15 protein-coding genes are annotated in these 14,179 nt (G+C 61.9%); 12 read left to right on the top strand and 3 right to left on the bottom strand.

Features of this window, described 5'->3' with window-relative positions; translation table 11 throughout:
* Positions 1-103: 103 nt before the first annotated feature.
* The 3 genes from HKD31_RS04000 (at position 104) to HKD31_RS03990 (ending at position 4,511) form a co-directional block, all read left to right on the top strand.
* Positions 104-2,260: an AsmA family protein gene (locus HKD31_RS04000; RefSeq protein ID WP_194263541.1), complete on the top strand. Its 2,157-nt coding sequence runs from the start codon at positions 104-106 to the stop codon at positions 2,258-2,260.
* Positions 2,261-2,344: 84 nt separating this feature from the next.
* Positions 2,345-3,676, top strand: coding sequence for an NCS2 family permease (locus tag HKD31_RS03995; RefSeq protein WP_194264062.1), 1,332 nt, complete (start codon positions 2,345-2,347; stop codon positions 3,674-3,676).
* 58 nt (positions 3,677-3,734) lie between these two features.
* Entirely contained in the window at positions 3,735-4,511 is a 777-nt protein-coding gene (locus HKD31_RS03990; RefSeq protein WP_194263542.1) for a hypothetical protein, read from the top strand.
* A 126-nt stretch (positions 4,512-4,637) separates the two neighbouring features.
* On the opposite strand, the gene HKD31_RS03985 is transcribed toward HKD31_RS03990, so the two are convergent.
* On the bottom strand, positions 4,638-5,117 hold the full coding sequence (locus HKD31_RS03985) for a hypothetical protein (RefSeq protein ID WP_194263543.1): 480 nt from the start codon (positions 5,115-5,117) through the stop codon (positions 4,638-4,640).
* Positions 5,118-5,126: 9 nt separating this feature from the next.
* Positions 5,127-5,471 (bottom strand): hypothetical protein, encoded by a 345-nt coding sequence (locus HKD31_RS03980; protein ID WP_062494808.1) that lies wholly within the window; start codon positions 5,469-5,471, stop codon positions 5,127-5,129.
* A gap of 168 nt (positions 5,472-5,639) precedes the next feature.
* Between HKD31_RS03980 and HKD31_RS03975 the strand changes: the two genes are divergently transcribed.
* From HKD31_RS03975 to HKD31_RS03940, 8 genes are all read left to right on the top strand, one after another.
* A complete protein-coding gene (locus HKD31_RS03975; RefSeq protein ID WP_194263544.1) occupies positions 5,640-5,894 on the top strand; it encodes a sulfurtransferase TusA family protein in 255 nt (84 codons plus the stop codon).
* Between the two features lie 97 nt (positions 5,895-5,991).
* The gene (locus tag HKD31_RS03970; RefSeq protein ID WP_011251836.1) at positions 5,992-6,243 is read left to right on the top strand and encodes an exodeoxyribonuclease VII small subunit; all 252 of its coding nucleotides are present in this window, start codon (positions 5,992-5,994) and stop codon (positions 6,241-6,243) included.
* Positions 6,240-7,145 (top strand): polyprenyl synthetase family protein, encoded by a 906-nt coding sequence (locus HKD31_RS03965; protein WP_062494812.1) that lies wholly within the window; start codon positions 6,240-6,242, stop codon positions 7,143-7,145. Before HKD31_RS03970 ends, HKD31_RS03965 begins: the two co-directional genes overlap by 4 nt.
* A gap of 4 nt (positions 7,146-7,149) precedes the next feature.
* Entirely contained in the window at positions 7,150-9,132 is a 1,983-nt protein-coding gene (gene dxs / locus HKD31_RS03960) for a 1-deoxy-D-xylulose-5-phosphate synthase (RefSeq protein ID WP_194263545.1), read from the top strand.
* A 7-nt stretch (positions 9,133-9,139) separates the two neighbouring features.
* Positions 9,140-9,901: a TlyA family RNA methyltransferase gene (locus HKD31_RS03955; RefSeq protein WP_194263546.1), complete on the top strand. Its 762-nt coding sequence runs from the start codon at positions 9,140-9,142 to the stop codon at positions 9,899-9,901.
* Positions 9,902-9,968: 67 nt separating this feature from the next.
* Positions 9,969-11,192 carry a dual-specificity RNA methyltransferase RlmN gene (gene rlmN, locus HKD31_RS03950; protein WP_194263547.1) on the top strand — a complete coding sequence of 408 codons (1,224 nt, stop codon included), beginning with the start codon at positions 9,969-9,971 and terminating at the stop codon, positions 11,190-11,192.
* Between the two features lie 77 nt (positions 11,193-11,269).
* Entirely contained in the window at positions 11,270-12,502 is a 1,233-nt protein-coding gene (locus HKD31_RS03945) for an argininosuccinate synthase (protein WP_011251841.1), read from the top strand.
* A 26-nt stretch (positions 12,503-12,528) separates the two neighbouring features.
* Positions 12,529-13,029, top strand: coding sequence for an FKBP-type peptidyl-prolyl cis-trans isomerase (locus tag HKD31_RS03940; protein ID WP_194263548.1), 501 nt, complete (start codon positions 12,529-12,531; stop codon positions 13,027-13,029).
* A 25-nt stretch (positions 13,030-13,054) separates the two neighbouring features.
* Here the strand turns inward: HKD31_RS03940 and HKD31_RS03935 are convergent, their stop codons facing one another.
* Positions 13,055-13,597: a thymidine kinase gene (locus HKD31_RS03935; RefSeq protein ID WP_011251843.1), complete on the bottom strand. Its 543-nt coding sequence runs from the start codon at positions 13,595-13,597 to the stop codon at positions 13,055-13,057.
* A gap of 94 nt (positions 13,598-13,691) precedes the next feature.
* Here HKD31_RS03935 and HKD31_RS03930 point away from each other — a divergent pair, with 94 nt between their 5' ends.
* Complete coding sequence (locus HKD31_RS03930) at positions 13,692-14,177, top strand: c-type cytochrome (protein WP_338085525.1); 486 nt, start codon at positions 13,692-13,694, stop codon at positions 14,175-14,177.
* The last annotated feature ends 2 nt before the right edge of the window (positions 14,178-14,179 follow it).

Raw genomic sequence — 14,179 nt, 5'->3', positions numbered from 1 at the left:
TTCCCATGCGCTGTGAAACCGTTTCCGGTTCTGTCCGTAATTAGAGTGACTTGCGACGACCAGATTCTGTCTGACACGCCCCCGGATTTCGGAGAATACCCCGTTGAGCAGCACCCCGCCCCAACCCGCGTTTCCTTCAGACGACCACGCCACCCGCCCGGGAAAGCGGCATCTGATCCTGAAAACCGTCGGGGGCGTGCTGGGAACACTGGTGGCTGCCATCGTCATCCTGATCCTGATCTGGCAGTGGGACTGGTTCGTTCCCTATATTGATCGCAAGGGTACCGCAGCCTTGCACCGTCCTGTCAGCATCGCGCATCTGCATGTCGGCCTTGGTTTCAAAACCACCGTCACCGTCGATGACCTGAAAATCGATCAGCCGGAAGGTTTCGAGAAAGAGAAGGACGATTTCGCCTCCGCCAAGGCGATCACAGTTACTGTCGATGTCTGGCGTTACCTGACAGGCGGCGGCCTCTCCCTGCCGCTGATCCGCGCCGACACCCCAAAAGGCGATATCGTCTCGCTGCTCAACGGCACGAACAACTACAGTTTCGCATCCTCTTCCGATCCGTCGTCGCAGACATCCTCATCGTCCACCACGACCCTGCCGAAGCTCGGCAAGATCGAAATCAATGACGGCGATATCCGCCTGGCTCTGGCGAAGCTCAAGACGGACATGCATGTCCTCATCCATACCGAAGAGCCGAAAAACGGGGGGGACGGGCATCTCGTCATCGACCTCAAGGGCCGGTACGCGCAGGCCCCGATCACAGGCCATATCGTCGGTGGTGCCCTGCTCGGCCTGACGGATGCAACACACCCCTATCCGATCGACGGCCGCCTCGCCAACGGCCCGACCTATGTCACGCTGCGCGGCACGGTCGACGATCCCATCCATTTCCAGGGCACCAATCTGGCACTGCACTTTGCCGGACCGGACATGGCGCTCCTCTACCCGCTGACAGGCGTCCCCATCCCGCAGACCCCGGCCTACAGCGTGACCGGCACTCTGGCCTATTCCGACCGCGCGATCCGTTTCCAGAAATTCGAGGGTCACATGGGCTCTTCGGATATCGGCGGGGATATCAACGTCGATCCGCATCAGAAGCCGATCTTCGTGGAAGCCGCGCTGCACTCACACTCTGTCGATCTAGCGGATCTGGGCGGCTTCATCGGCGCACAGCCCGGCGAAGCAAAGAAAGCCGAACCGGCCAGTGCACGCGTCCTGCCTGACAAGAAGATCAATGTCCCCAAACTCAATGCCGCAAACGTCCATCTGACCTATCACGGCGATCACATCCGCAACAAAAACTGGCCGCTGGACAATATTGATGCGGAGCTGAACGTTCGCGACGGCGCCATTGATCTCAAACATCTGACCTTCGCAACCGGAACAGGCACCATCTCCGCGAACGCCACGCTGGAGCCGACGAAAAACGAACAGTTCCACACCCGCTTCCGCCTTGATGTCTCGCGCCTGCCACTGTCCCGCATCATGACGTCCAAAGACATGTTCCAGGGCGAAGGCACCATTGGCGGTCACATGACCCTGACCTCGACCGGCAATTCGGTCGCAACCCTCGTTGAAAATGGCGACGGCGGCACGACCCTCGTTCTGGATCGCGGCGGCGATGTTACGGCACTGCTGCCAGATCTTCTGGGCCTCAAACTGGGCTCTGCCGTCCTCTCCGCCCTTGGCATCCCGGACCGCTCCAAGCTGGAATGCCTCGTGGCCGATCTGCCGTTGAAAGACGGAATCGTGCACACCAACTCCATGCTCCTGCAGACCGGCACCACCCGGACGATGGGCACGGGAACCGTCAATTTCCACAAGGACACGTTGGACTACGCGGTCACAACACGCTCGATCGGACCTCAGATCCTGTCCCTGCCCGGCGCCGTCCATATCTTTGGCTCCATGAAAAGCCCGACGATCCTGCCCGGCGCGGAACTGCTCGGCCGCGTCGCCGCCTCCGTGGGCCTGGGGATCGTTTTCCCGCCCGCAGCCCTGATCCCGACGATCCAGCTTGGCGTCGGCAAAGGCTCGGCCTGTGAAAAAGCCATTCTGGAAGCGAACGAGCATCCGGCCGCCGGCATTGCTCCCAGCAAAACCACAGGTACTGGCCCCAGCAGCGTTCCGCACCCCGCACAGACACGGAGTGGAACCCAGCCTGCTGGAAAAACTGCAAAAACCCCGCACCGCCGCCTGTCACCGGCTGAAGTCCGCAAGGTCTGGGAGAAAAAATCGAACCCGAAATGAAAAGATATGATCCGGCCCGTGGCAGGAGCGGCTTTTTTGACTATAGCTTGGCCCAGCCAATCCCTGCCCCGGAGCGTCCGCTTGCTGCTATCCAGACTCGACCGCTGGTTCCATATCACGGCCCGCGGTTCAACGATCCCGCGTGAGATCATTGCCGGACTGACGGTTTTCGGGGCCATGGCCTATATCGTGGCCGTCAATCCCGCCATTCTCTCGGCGGCGGGTCTGGACCGCCATGACATGGTCATGACGACCATCGCCGGTGCAGTCGCCGGCACGCTCCTGATGGCACTCTGGGCCAGACTTCCGATTGCCCTTGCCCCGGCCATGAGCAGCAACGTCCTGTTCGCGCAGGTCGTCGTCCAGCAGGCTCATGTCAGCCCGCGCACGGCCTTCACGGTCGTTCTGTTCAGCGGCCTGTGCTTTACGGCTCTTTCCCTCAGCCAGATCCGCCAGCGCATCATCCGCGGTTTTCCGCCCTCGATCGTCCTCGGTATCCAGATCGCCCTCGGTGCCTTCATTGCCCGGATCGGGCTGACAACAGGCGGGATCGCCGTCCCCTCATCCGAAGGTCTGACGTTTGGATCCCTGAGCAACCCGTCCGTTCTACTCAGCATGGCAGGTGTCGTCCTGAGCGCCATCCTCGTGGTGCTGCGTGTCCCGGCAGGTCTGCTCATCGCCATTCTGGCCATCACCATGGCCGGCCTTTTCATCCAGACGCCTTCCGGCCCGATCACGCATCTGCCCGCGCAGCTTCTGGACTGGCCGCACTACCCGACCAACCTGTTCCTCCCCTTCGATTTCCACGAATATTTTTCCCATCTCGGACTACTCGTCCCCATCACACTCTACTTCCTGCTGAGTGATTTCTTCGACGCAACCGCGACCATGATGAGCGTCGCCCACCGCGCCGGTCTGGACGGAACAGTCGAGAAACCCGCTCTCGATCATCGTGCCTTCGGCTCCGACGGTGCCGCGAGCATCATCGGAGCGTCGCTCGGAACCTGCACCGTCTCCGCCTATGTCGAGAGCCTTGCAGGTGTTGAAGCCGGTGGTCGCACAGGACTGAGCGCGCTGGTCGTCGCCGTCCTGTTCGCACTGTCTTCGGTGTTCTGGCCGCTCATCACCGCCATTCCGGCCATCGCCACCGCCCCCGTGCTCATTCTCGTGGGTCTGAACATGCTCGGCAGCCTCAGCCGGGTCGCCGAAACGCCCGCAGAAGCCATTCCGCCTCTAACCATGCTGCTCATCGCAGGTGTGACGGGCAATTTCATGCTGAGCCTGTCGTGCGGCCTGCTGATCTACACCGCGCTCGCCATCGCCATGCGCCAGTTCCAGCGCCTGACACCCATCGTTCTCGGCCTGGATGCCGCCTTCGTCTTTTACATGATTCTTCAGGCCCACATGGGCGCATGATCACTTTCCAGACGCAGTTTTAATCCTTTTTTCATGACTTCCGGGCAGGCTGTCTGTCATGACTTCCTGCCCCGCCACACCCCACCACGTCTTCATCGCCACACCCTGCTTCGGTGGCACCGTCACACTGAGCTACATGCAGTCCCTCATCAGCTGCATGTCAACAGCCCCGGCCAATAACCTGCAACTGACGCTCTCGACCATCGGAAGCGATGCCCTCATCACACGGGCACGGAACACGCTGCTGCATCAGTTCGTGACCATGACCGATGCGTCCCATCTTCTCTTCATCGACAGCGACATCGGCTTCTCCATCACCGATATTCTCGCCCTTCTGGATGCAGATCGCCCCCTGATCGGAGGCGCGTACCCCCTGAAATCCCATTACTGGGACCGGGATACAGACCGTTTTATCGCCGCCGGAGAACCCGCAGCCACGGCCAGCCTGCGTTATGTCGGAGACTGCACAGCGCTTCATGACGGAACCGCACCCGGCGAAATCGCAACCGTCTCTTATATAGGGACCGGCTTCATGCTCATGACGCGCCAGATGGTGCGCGACATGATCGCCCATTATCCGGAAACGCGTTACAGTCGCATTGACGCCAGAACCGAAGGCAGCAGTCCGGACGCCCCGTCCGCAGACGCCTACGCCCTTTTCGACTGCCTGATCGATCCCGAAACCCGCACCTATCTTTCCGAAGATTTCGCGTTCTGCCGTCGCTGGATCGCGATGGGCGGAAGCGTCTCGCTGCACCGCGGCCTTTCCCTGACACATACCGGTAGCACAATATTCAAAGGTGACCTGGCCATCCGGACCCTGCCCCTTTCCTGATCCTCAAACCGACCCGATCCGATTTCCGACACCACTTGCCACTATTCGGTCATATTGAAACGGTTTAAGCACTCATGCGGTGTCGGGAGCGTGATGCATACATTCCCCGACACCGCTCCCCTATATTCAGACCATGACCGCCTGCCGGAAATACGAAATATTACTGAGCGGATCCGCCGCACCCGCAGCCGTATTGTAATACTGCTTGTGAAAACGGCTGAGAGCGGCCGGATCACTCGTCGACGGCAAGGGTGCCGAAACCCGGTAATACCGGATACGCGCCATCGCGGACGCATATCTCAGGTTTGAGACCAGCTGCGCGCTCCTCGGCAGATCCTGCGAAAGCATCCCCTGCAGAATCCGCTCAAACCGCTTTCCAACCGGATAACACAGAAAATTGACCCAGCAGTCGTCATGCGTCGCGGGCTCCATCTGCCACAGTCCCAGAGCCGGCCCCCCACCGATCTGCCTGACATAAGTCCCCCGGCTCTCCGCCAGAGCCGTTCCCGTCACCAGATTGACCGCGACCTCCCCATCAAGTCCCAGCGCCGCCAGCGCCGGAGCAACCACCAGATGCTTGAGCTGACCCGCATCAATTCCGCTCATGCCGCCCCCTCACTTCGTGCTCAGGGACAGGGCAAAATGCACCATGCCCGTCCCCAGAATGGATGTTGCCAGCGTGATGATCCCGGTAATGACCGCCCGCCCCCCGATCAGGCGATCCAGCTTGCCGTTGACGACACGATTCCCCTCGTCAACCTTCGCTTCCAGCAGCTTCATCTGATCCCGCAGAGACGAGATTTCCTGGCGCATCTCGGTCCGCAGGTCCTCGTATCGGTCCGACAGCCCGCCTGCGATCGTCTCCAGCCGCAGAACCCGGTCCTCAAGCATCCGAAGCGTATAAGCGCGTCTCTCATTCCCATCAGCCAGACTGATTGTCAGGCCTTCCCTGTCCGACATGCCGTCCCCCAAATAAAAAAAGCGCTCCCCGAGGGGAACGCTTTTGTGGCATTAAGCCATTAATGTAGAAACAAACACACCGTTTATCAACGAAAACCTGAAAACCACCATCTGGCACAGGAAAACCCGCCTTGGCCCTCCTGGCGGATAGGCGCATAATAATACCCCATGAACGCTTCCCCGACAGAAACACTCCTTGATCTGCGTGGCCTGACCTGTCCGATGCCTGTTCTCAAGGCCAACCGCGCCCTTCGCGACATGCCGCCCGGTGCAAAACTGCGCATCCTGGCGACGGACCGCGCATCAGTGGCTGATTTCCAGTCCTACTGCCGCGAAACCGGCCATGCGCTCATTGCGTTTACGGACACCGCAGGCGTTCTTTCTTTCATGATCCGGCGACGTGCAGAAACGTCACCGTCCTGAAGAAACTCCAGCGTTCCCATGCTCGGGGCTGGCAAAACCTGTCTTCTGCCTGTAATCCCCTCGCTACCTTGTTCCAAAGTGTGCCTTGAGGCTTTTCATGCCCGAACCCATTGATGCCATGTCTTTCGAGGATGCCCTCTCCGAACTGGAGCGGATCGTCCGCGGCCTTGAAGGCGGCCAGATGAAGCTCGAGGACGCTATTTCCGCCTATGAACGCGGTGCTGCCCTACGCAGGCACTGTGATGCGAAGCTGGGAGAGGCCGAGATGCGTGTCCGCGCCATCGTGCAGAACGATGACGGCACGACAGGCACGGAGCCTCTTGCCGATACCGGAGAGTCCGGCCGATGAATGCCCCTACCACGTCTGTTTCCCTGAAGGACGCGCTCGCCCGCGCCTGTTCCGAGATCGAAAACACGATCGATACCCTGCTACCCATGGTGCCAGGTGACGAGTCTGTTCTCCTCGATGCCATGCGCTATGCGGCCCTCGGCGGCGGCAAGCGTCTGCGTGGCTTCCTGGCTGTCGAAGTGGCAACACTCTTCGGCGCAGACCGCAAGGCCGCCCTGCGTGTCGCCGCATCGGTTGAACTGCTGCACGCCTATTCGCTGGTGCATGACGATCTGCCGTCCATGGACGATGACGACCTGCGACGCGGCCGGCCGTCCACGCACAAGCAGTTTGACGAAGCCATCGCCATTCTGGCCGGTGACGCCCTGCAGACCCGCGCGTTTGAAATTCTCGTCGAGCCTGAAACCAGCCCCAACGCGACCGTCCGCGCCAATCTGGCCCTTGCGCTTGCGCAGGCTTCCGGATCGGCTGGCATGGTCGGCGGTCAGGTCATCGACATCCGCGGCGAAGGCCGCGCCCTCCCGCTGGACCAGGTCCGTCGTCTGCACGCCCTGAAGACCGGGGCCCTCATCCGCTATGCCGCCGAGTCTGGCGCCATCCTCGCCGATGTAGACGACGCCCGCCGCGCCGCCATCGTCGCCTATGGCCGCGATCTCGGCACAGCGTTTCAGGTCGCAGATGACGTTCTGGACTCGACAGCAACCGCCGAGGAACTCGGCAAAACCGCTGGCAAGGACGAAGCCAGCGGCAAATCAACCTATGTCTCCCTGCTTGGCATTGACGGTGCCCGCGCCGAAGCCCGTCGCCTGAGCGACCGGGCCCGGGAGGCCCTTTCATCTTTCGGTGCACAGGCCGACGCCCTCAGGGCTCTGGCAGATTATGTCGTTGAGCGCAGGAACTGATCCCATGAGCAAGAAGACCTCCACGATTCCCACCTATGGCCGCTATCCGGAGCTGGATCGCGTCCGCTTCCCTGCCGACATGCGGAACCTGTCCGTCGACCAGCTCAAGCAGCTTGCCGATGAACTGCGCTCTGAAACCGTTGATGCCGTCTCCACCACGGGCGGCCATCTCGGCGCGTCTCTCGGCGTGGTCGAGTTGACCGTCGCCCTGCACGCCGTCTTTAACACGCCGGACGACCGCATCATCTGGGACGTCGGACACCAGGCCTATCCGCACAAGATCCTGACGGGCCGCCGCGACCGCATCCGCACGCTGCGCCAGCCCGAGGGCCTGTCCGGCTTCACCCGTCGCGCAGAAAGCGAATACGACCCGTTCGGCGCTGCCCATTCCTCTACATCGATCTCGGCTGGCCTCGGCATGGCCGTCGCGCATCACCTGCGCGCGGAAGAAGACCCGAGCTATCACGAACGCAACGTCATCGCCGTGATCGGCGACGGCTCGATCTCCGCTGGCATGGCCTATGAAGCCATGAACAACGCGGCTGTCGCAGGCCCCGGCGCAAACCGCCTGATCGTGGTGCTCAACGACAACGAAATGTCGATCGCCCCGCCGGTCGGCTCGATGTCGGACTACCTGTCCCGCCTGATGTCCTCGCGCCAGTTCTTCAGCCTGCGCGATCTCGCCGGCAAGGTCGCCAAGCGCCTTCCAGGCAAAATTGAGCGCACCGCCAAGCGCGCCGAGGAATATGCCCGCGGCATGATCACCGGTGGCACGCTGTTCGAAGAACTTGGCTTCTATTATGTCGGCCCGGTCAACGGCCACGACATGAGCCAGCTCGTGCCGATCCTGCGCAACCTGCGCGACGCCGACGATCAGGGCCCGATCCTGCTGCACATCATCACCGAGAAGGGCCGCGGCTACAAACCCGCAGAAGCCGCCGGTGACAAGTATCACGCCGTCAGCAAGTTCAACGTCGTCACGGGCGAGCAGAAGAAGGCCCCGGCCGGTCCGCCGAGCTACACGTCCATCTTCAGCCGTGAACTGATGCGTCGCGCCAAGACCGACGACAAGCTGATCACGATCACGGCCGCCATGCCGTCCGGCACCGGCCTGAACGCCTTCGCCAAGGCCTATCCGGACCGCTTCTTTGACGTCGGCATTGCCGAACAGCACGCCGTCACCTTCGCTGCCGGTATCGCATCCGAAGGTCTGCGCCCGTTCTGCGCGATCTATTCGACCTTCCTGCAGCGTGCTTACGATCAGGTCGTCCATGACGTCGCCCTGCAGAACCTGCCGGTCCGCTTCGCCATTGACCGTGCCGGGCTGGTCGGTGCCGATGGCGCCACCCATGCCGGTGCCTTTGACCTGAACTATCTGTGCTGCCTGCCGAACATGGTGGTCATGGCGCCGTCCGACGAAGTCGAACTGCTCCACGCCACAGCCACGGCCTGCGAATACGATGCCGGCCCGATCGCTTTCCGCTATCCGCGCGGTAACGGTATCGGCCTTGATCTCCCGGAAAAGGGCGAAGTTCTGGAAATCGGCAAGGGCCGCATCGTGCGCGAAGCACGCCGGGCACCGAATGCCCGCGGTGGCGTCGCCATCCTGTCGCTTGGCCCCCGCATGCACGACTCCCTGCGCGCCGCTGATCAGCTCGCTGCACAGGGCGTCCCTGTCACGGTCGCCGATGCCCGCTTCGCCAAGCCGATCGACAAGGCACTCGTCGAGGATCTCGCGCGCCAGCACGAAGTCTTCATCACGATTGAAGAAGGTGCCATTGGCGGCTTCAGCAGCCTCGTCGTTCAGCACCTCGCCGAGACCGGCCTGCTGGACAAGGTCAAGTTCCGTCCGATGGCCCTGCCGGATCGCTACATCGATCACAACACGCAGGATGCCCAGTACGAGGATGCGGGCCTGAGCGCACCGCATATCATCCGCACTGCGGCGGACGCCCTCGGCGTCGAAGTCGCCCAGCAGTCCGCCTGAACGACTGATGGCCAAACGCCGCGCCGACCAGCTCCTCGTTGACCGGGGGCTGGTCGAAAGCCGGACACGGGCGCAGGCCCTGATCATGGCGGGCCTCGTCTATACGAGTGACCGCCGGATCGCGAAGGCCGGCGACCAGCTCTCCGAAGACGCTCCCCTCGCCCTCAAAGGGCAGGATCATCCCTGGGTGTCGCGTGGCGGCCTCAAGCTGATCCACGCCATCGAGCATTTCGGGCTGGACCCGAAAGGCCGCATCGCAATCGATGTCGGCGCCTCGACAGGCGGCTTCACGGACGTCCTGCTGACCCATGGAGCCGAAAAGGTCTATGCCGTGGATGTCGGACATGGCCAGTTGGCATGGAAAATCCGCTCGGACGAACGCGTCGTCGTCCTGGAAAAGACGAACGCCCGCGCCCTGACGGCCGAGCAGATCCCCGAACCCGCCGGGATCGTGGTCTGCGACGCCAGCTTCATCGGCCTGCGCACCGTCCTGCCTGCTGCTCTTGAACTCACGACGCCGGATGCCTGGGCCATCGCGCTCATCAAGCCCCAGTTCGAAGCAGGCCGCGGGGAAGTCGGCGCAAAAGGCGTCGTCCGGGACCCGGCCGTCCACGACCGTGTCTGCGAAGAAATCCGGGAATGGTTCGCAGCCCTCCCCGGCTGGGAAGTCCTCGGGATCGAGGCCAGCCCCATTACCGGCCCCGAAGGCAATCGCGAGTTCCTGATCGCAGCCCGCAAAACCGGTACGACACAAGCCGCCGCGGAATAGTTTTACGGGGAAGACCGCGCTTTTCCTTTGGAACTGCGGGTCTTCCCCGTGCTATGGCTCCGCCGCCATGACAGCCGTAATCCATCCCGATATCCGCCCCCGAATCAATTCCGTCGCCTCTGACGACCTGAACGCTGCCGAGCGCGAGCGCATCCATGCGAAATCCGCCCTGTTCGCGCCGCCCGAGGCACGCCTTTCGGACGGGCGGCGCGATCTGGTGGGCCTGTCACGCGAAGAACTGGCCGCGCTGATGACGGAAATCGGCGAAAAGCCCTTCCGCGCCAAGCAGCTCTGGCACTGGATCTACCATCAGGGCGCGACCGACTTCTCGGCAATGACGACCATCGCCAAGCCCATGCAGGCCAAACTGGCCCAGCATTTCGTCGTCAGCCGCCCCACGACCGCAACCGAACAAACCTCTGTGGACGAGACGCGCAAGTTCCTCTTCCGCTTCCGCGACGGTCAGGAAGCCGAAACCGTCTACATCCCGGATCGTCGGGAAGACCGCGGTGCCGTCTGCATTTCCTCACAGGTCGGCTGCACCCTGTCCTGCACCTTCTGCCATACCGGCACGCAGAAACTCGTCCGTAACCTCGGCCCGGCCGAGATCGTCGGCCAGTTCATGGCCGCGCGCGACAGCTACGGCGAATGGCCAAGCCCCAGCGCAGACATGCCGCGCTACCTGTCCACCATCGTCCTGATGGGTATGGGCGAACCGCTTTACAATTACGAAAACGTCGCCAAGGCCATGCGGATCATCATGGACGGCGAAGGCATCGCCCTGTCCCGCCGCCGCATCACGCTCTCGACATCCGGCGTGGTGCCCATGATGGACCGTTGCGGCGATGAGCTTGGCATCAACCTCGCGATCTCCCTGCACGCAGTAACCAACGAACTGCGTGACCAGATCGTGCCGCTCAACCGTAAATATCCGATCGAAGAGCTGATCGCCGCCTGCCGCCGCTATCCAGCCGCGTCCAATTCCCGGCGCATCACCTTCGAATACATCATGCTCCGTGGCGTAAATGACAGCGAAGCCGATGCCCGCGAGCTCGTGCGTCTGATCCGTGACCTGCCGGCCAAGGTGAACCTGATCCCGTTCAATCCCTGGCCGGGCTCGGATTTCCAGCCTTCGACCCGTCAGCAGCTCACGAAATTCGCCAACATCGTGATGGACGCCGGCTTCGCCTCTCCCATCCGCACCCCACGCGGTCAGGACATCCTTGCGGCCTGCGGTCAGCTCAAGACCGAAAGCGAGCGCCAGCGCCGGTCCACCACCCCCGACGCCTGACATTCGCCCGGTTTCCCTCTTCCCCCCGAGATGCTAGAAACGCTTCTCAAACGAAACACACCAAGGACCACGCAGTTATGAGCGCCCACCAGGACGTCAAGAAAGTTGTGCTCGCCTATTCTGGCGGCCTGGACACTTCGGTTATCCTCCGCTGGCTCCAGAAGACCTATAACTGCGAGGTCGTCACCTTCACGGCCGATCTCGGCCAGGGTGAAGAGCTGGAACCGGCCCGCAAAAAGGCCGAGATGTTCGGCGTCAAGGAAATCTTCGTCGAGGATCTGCGCGAAACCTTCGTCAAGGATTTCGTGTTCCCGATGTTCCGGGCCAACACGCTCTATGAAGGCCAGTACCTGCTGGGTACGTCCATCGCCCGCCCGCTGATCGCACAGCGCCAGATCGAGATCGCCGAAGCCGTCGGCGCCGATGCCGTGGCTCATGGCGCAACCGGCAAGGGCAACGATCAGGTCCGCTTCGAGCTTGGCTATTACTCCCTCAAGCCGGACGTAAAAGTCATCGCCCCCTGGCGCGAGTGGGATCTGACATCCCGCACGAAGCTCCTCGCCTTCGCTGAAGAGAACCAGATCCCGGTCACGAAGGACAAGCGCGGCGAAGCCCCGTTCTCCGTGGACGCGAACCTCCTGCACTCCTCTTCCGAAGGCAAGCTGCTCGAAGATCCGTCGATCGGCGCCGAGGAAATCGTCTTCCAGCGCACGATTTCGCCGGAAGCCGCACCCGACGTCGCAACCGAAATCACCATTGATTTCGTCAGCGGTGACCCGGTGGCCATCAACGGCGTCGAGATGACCCCGGCCACCCTGCTGACCCGTCTGAACGAACTGGGCCGTGACAACGGCATTGGCCGTCTCGACATCGTGGAAAACCGCTTCGTGGGCATGAAGTCCCGCGGTATCTACGAAACGCCGGGCGGCACGATCCTGCTGGCGGCACACCGCTCGATTGAAAGCATCACGCTCGACCGCGAAGCTGCCCATCTCAAGGACAGCATCATGCCGCGCTATGCCGAGATCATCTATAACGGCTTCTGGTTCTCGCCCGAGCGCCGGATGCTTCAGGCCCTGATCGACACCAGCCAGCATTCCGTGACCGGCCGTGTTCGCATGCGCCTGTACAAGGGCAATGTGACCTGCGTGGGTCGTGAAAGCCCGCACAGCCTGTATGATACCCGCGTCGTGACTTTCGAGGACGACGAAGGCGCCTATAATCAGCAGGATGCCCAGGGCTTCATCAAGCTCAACGCCCTGCGTCTGCGGCTTGGCGGCCAGATTGGCCGTCGCGGCGGCACGCTCTGATTTCTCAACTGACTCCCTGGGGGACCATGACCAGTCTGATCCGTCTTACATCCGCTTTCGCCCTGTGTGGCGCCCTCGCCCTGACGGGGTGCGCCGGTGGCCACAAGCAGGTGGATGATTCCGACCTGACGCCCGAGCAGTTCATGGCGAAAATCCATGCTGAACCCGGCGTCAAGACCCTGCCGGACGGCCTGTCCTACAAGGTTCTCCAGTCGGGTCCCAAGGATGGTGAAAGCCCCCGTCACGGCTCCACCATCATGGTCATCTACGAAGGCCGCCTCCCCGATGGCGGCATCTTTGACAGCTCTGACCAGCATGGCAGCGGCGCCTATATGGAAATGCCGCTCGACGGCCTCGTGCAGGGCTGGCTTGAAGCCCTGCCCATGATGCATGTCGGTGACGAATGGATGCTCTACCTTCCGCCGAATCTCGGCTACGGCAAGCGCTCCATGGGCATCATCCCGCCCAACAGCCCGCTGATCTTCAAGATCCGTCTCCTGGGCGTCAATAACGGCGGCCAGCAGTAACAGCCGCCCCCTTCCGGATCAGGCCTCAGGGTCTGTCCGGAAGGGTCCAGTGCGCATCACAGCGCGCCTCGTAAAGTTCCTGATCGCCCGTCTCCAGCAGATGCCCGGTTTCGTGGGTCTTCGCGGTCCAGGCCGCTGGCGCTCCACAGACATGGCAGCGCGCCGTCAGGGCAATGACCTCATCCGCCTCATCCATCAGGCGTGTCATGACGTCGAACGGCACACGCCGGTAATCAGTATCCAGCCCCCCGACCGTCACATCCGCACCCCGCGCACGCGCAGCCCGGATATCCTCAACGATATCGCCATGGTAATGCGGCGCCACCCAGAACTGCCCCTCATCCAGAACGATATGACTGTAGCGGTCCGCATCCTCGGGCCAGGCATTCGCGGAAACAGCCGCAAGATGCGACCCGTCCCGACTCACCAGCTCCGAACCATCGCGCGTATCAAACCCGGGCTTGAGCGCCAGAACATCCGTCTGCCGCTTTGCCGCGGCAATCAGATGCGCGGATTTGCCCGCAAACATGGGCCCCACATACAGTACAAGACGTCCCCTGACGGTCATGATTGCTCCTTCCGATAGCGCCATGAGCCCTATTCCGAGTGTTTTGCCAAGCCCGGCCTTGCTGAAACGCCTCTGAAAATGCCACAACGACAGTGTGATCAGAATTGACCCCGCTATCCGGCTTCCCCTGTTTCTCGCCATTTCCATGGTGATTGTCTTCGTGATCGGCCATGCGTGGGAAAACCGTATCCAGGCCCCGCGCGAATACTCCAATGAGTGCAGCATCTGCCATCACGGCGGCCATGGTCAGGTCTCTGAAATCGCCCCCATTTTCGGACGCGTCGGCCCGATTGCACAAACGCCTGCCGGTCATCACTATCTCGTCGATGTCCTGCTTTACGGACTGGATGGCTCCATCACGGCCGGTGGCGGCCATTACAACGGTGCCATGCCGTCTTTCCAGCGTCTGCCCAACGACGAGATCGCCCGTATTCTGACCTTTGTCGCGAGTCAGGAAATATCCGGCACGGCTCCGACCTTCACAGCCGCGGACATTGCTACTGCCCGCACACACCCGATGTCTGCGTCCGAGGTTCTGCAGGAACGCCAGAAGCTGGACCTGCAGACGCCCGTTCGATGAAA

It is taken from the genome of Gluconobacter potus, from assembly GCF_015244705.1.
Lineage (GTDB): Bacteria > Pseudomonadota > Alphaproteobacteria > Acetobacterales > Acetobacteraceae > Gluconobacter > Gluconobacter potus.
This window is presented reverse-complemented; position numbering and strand designations above follow the sequence as displayed.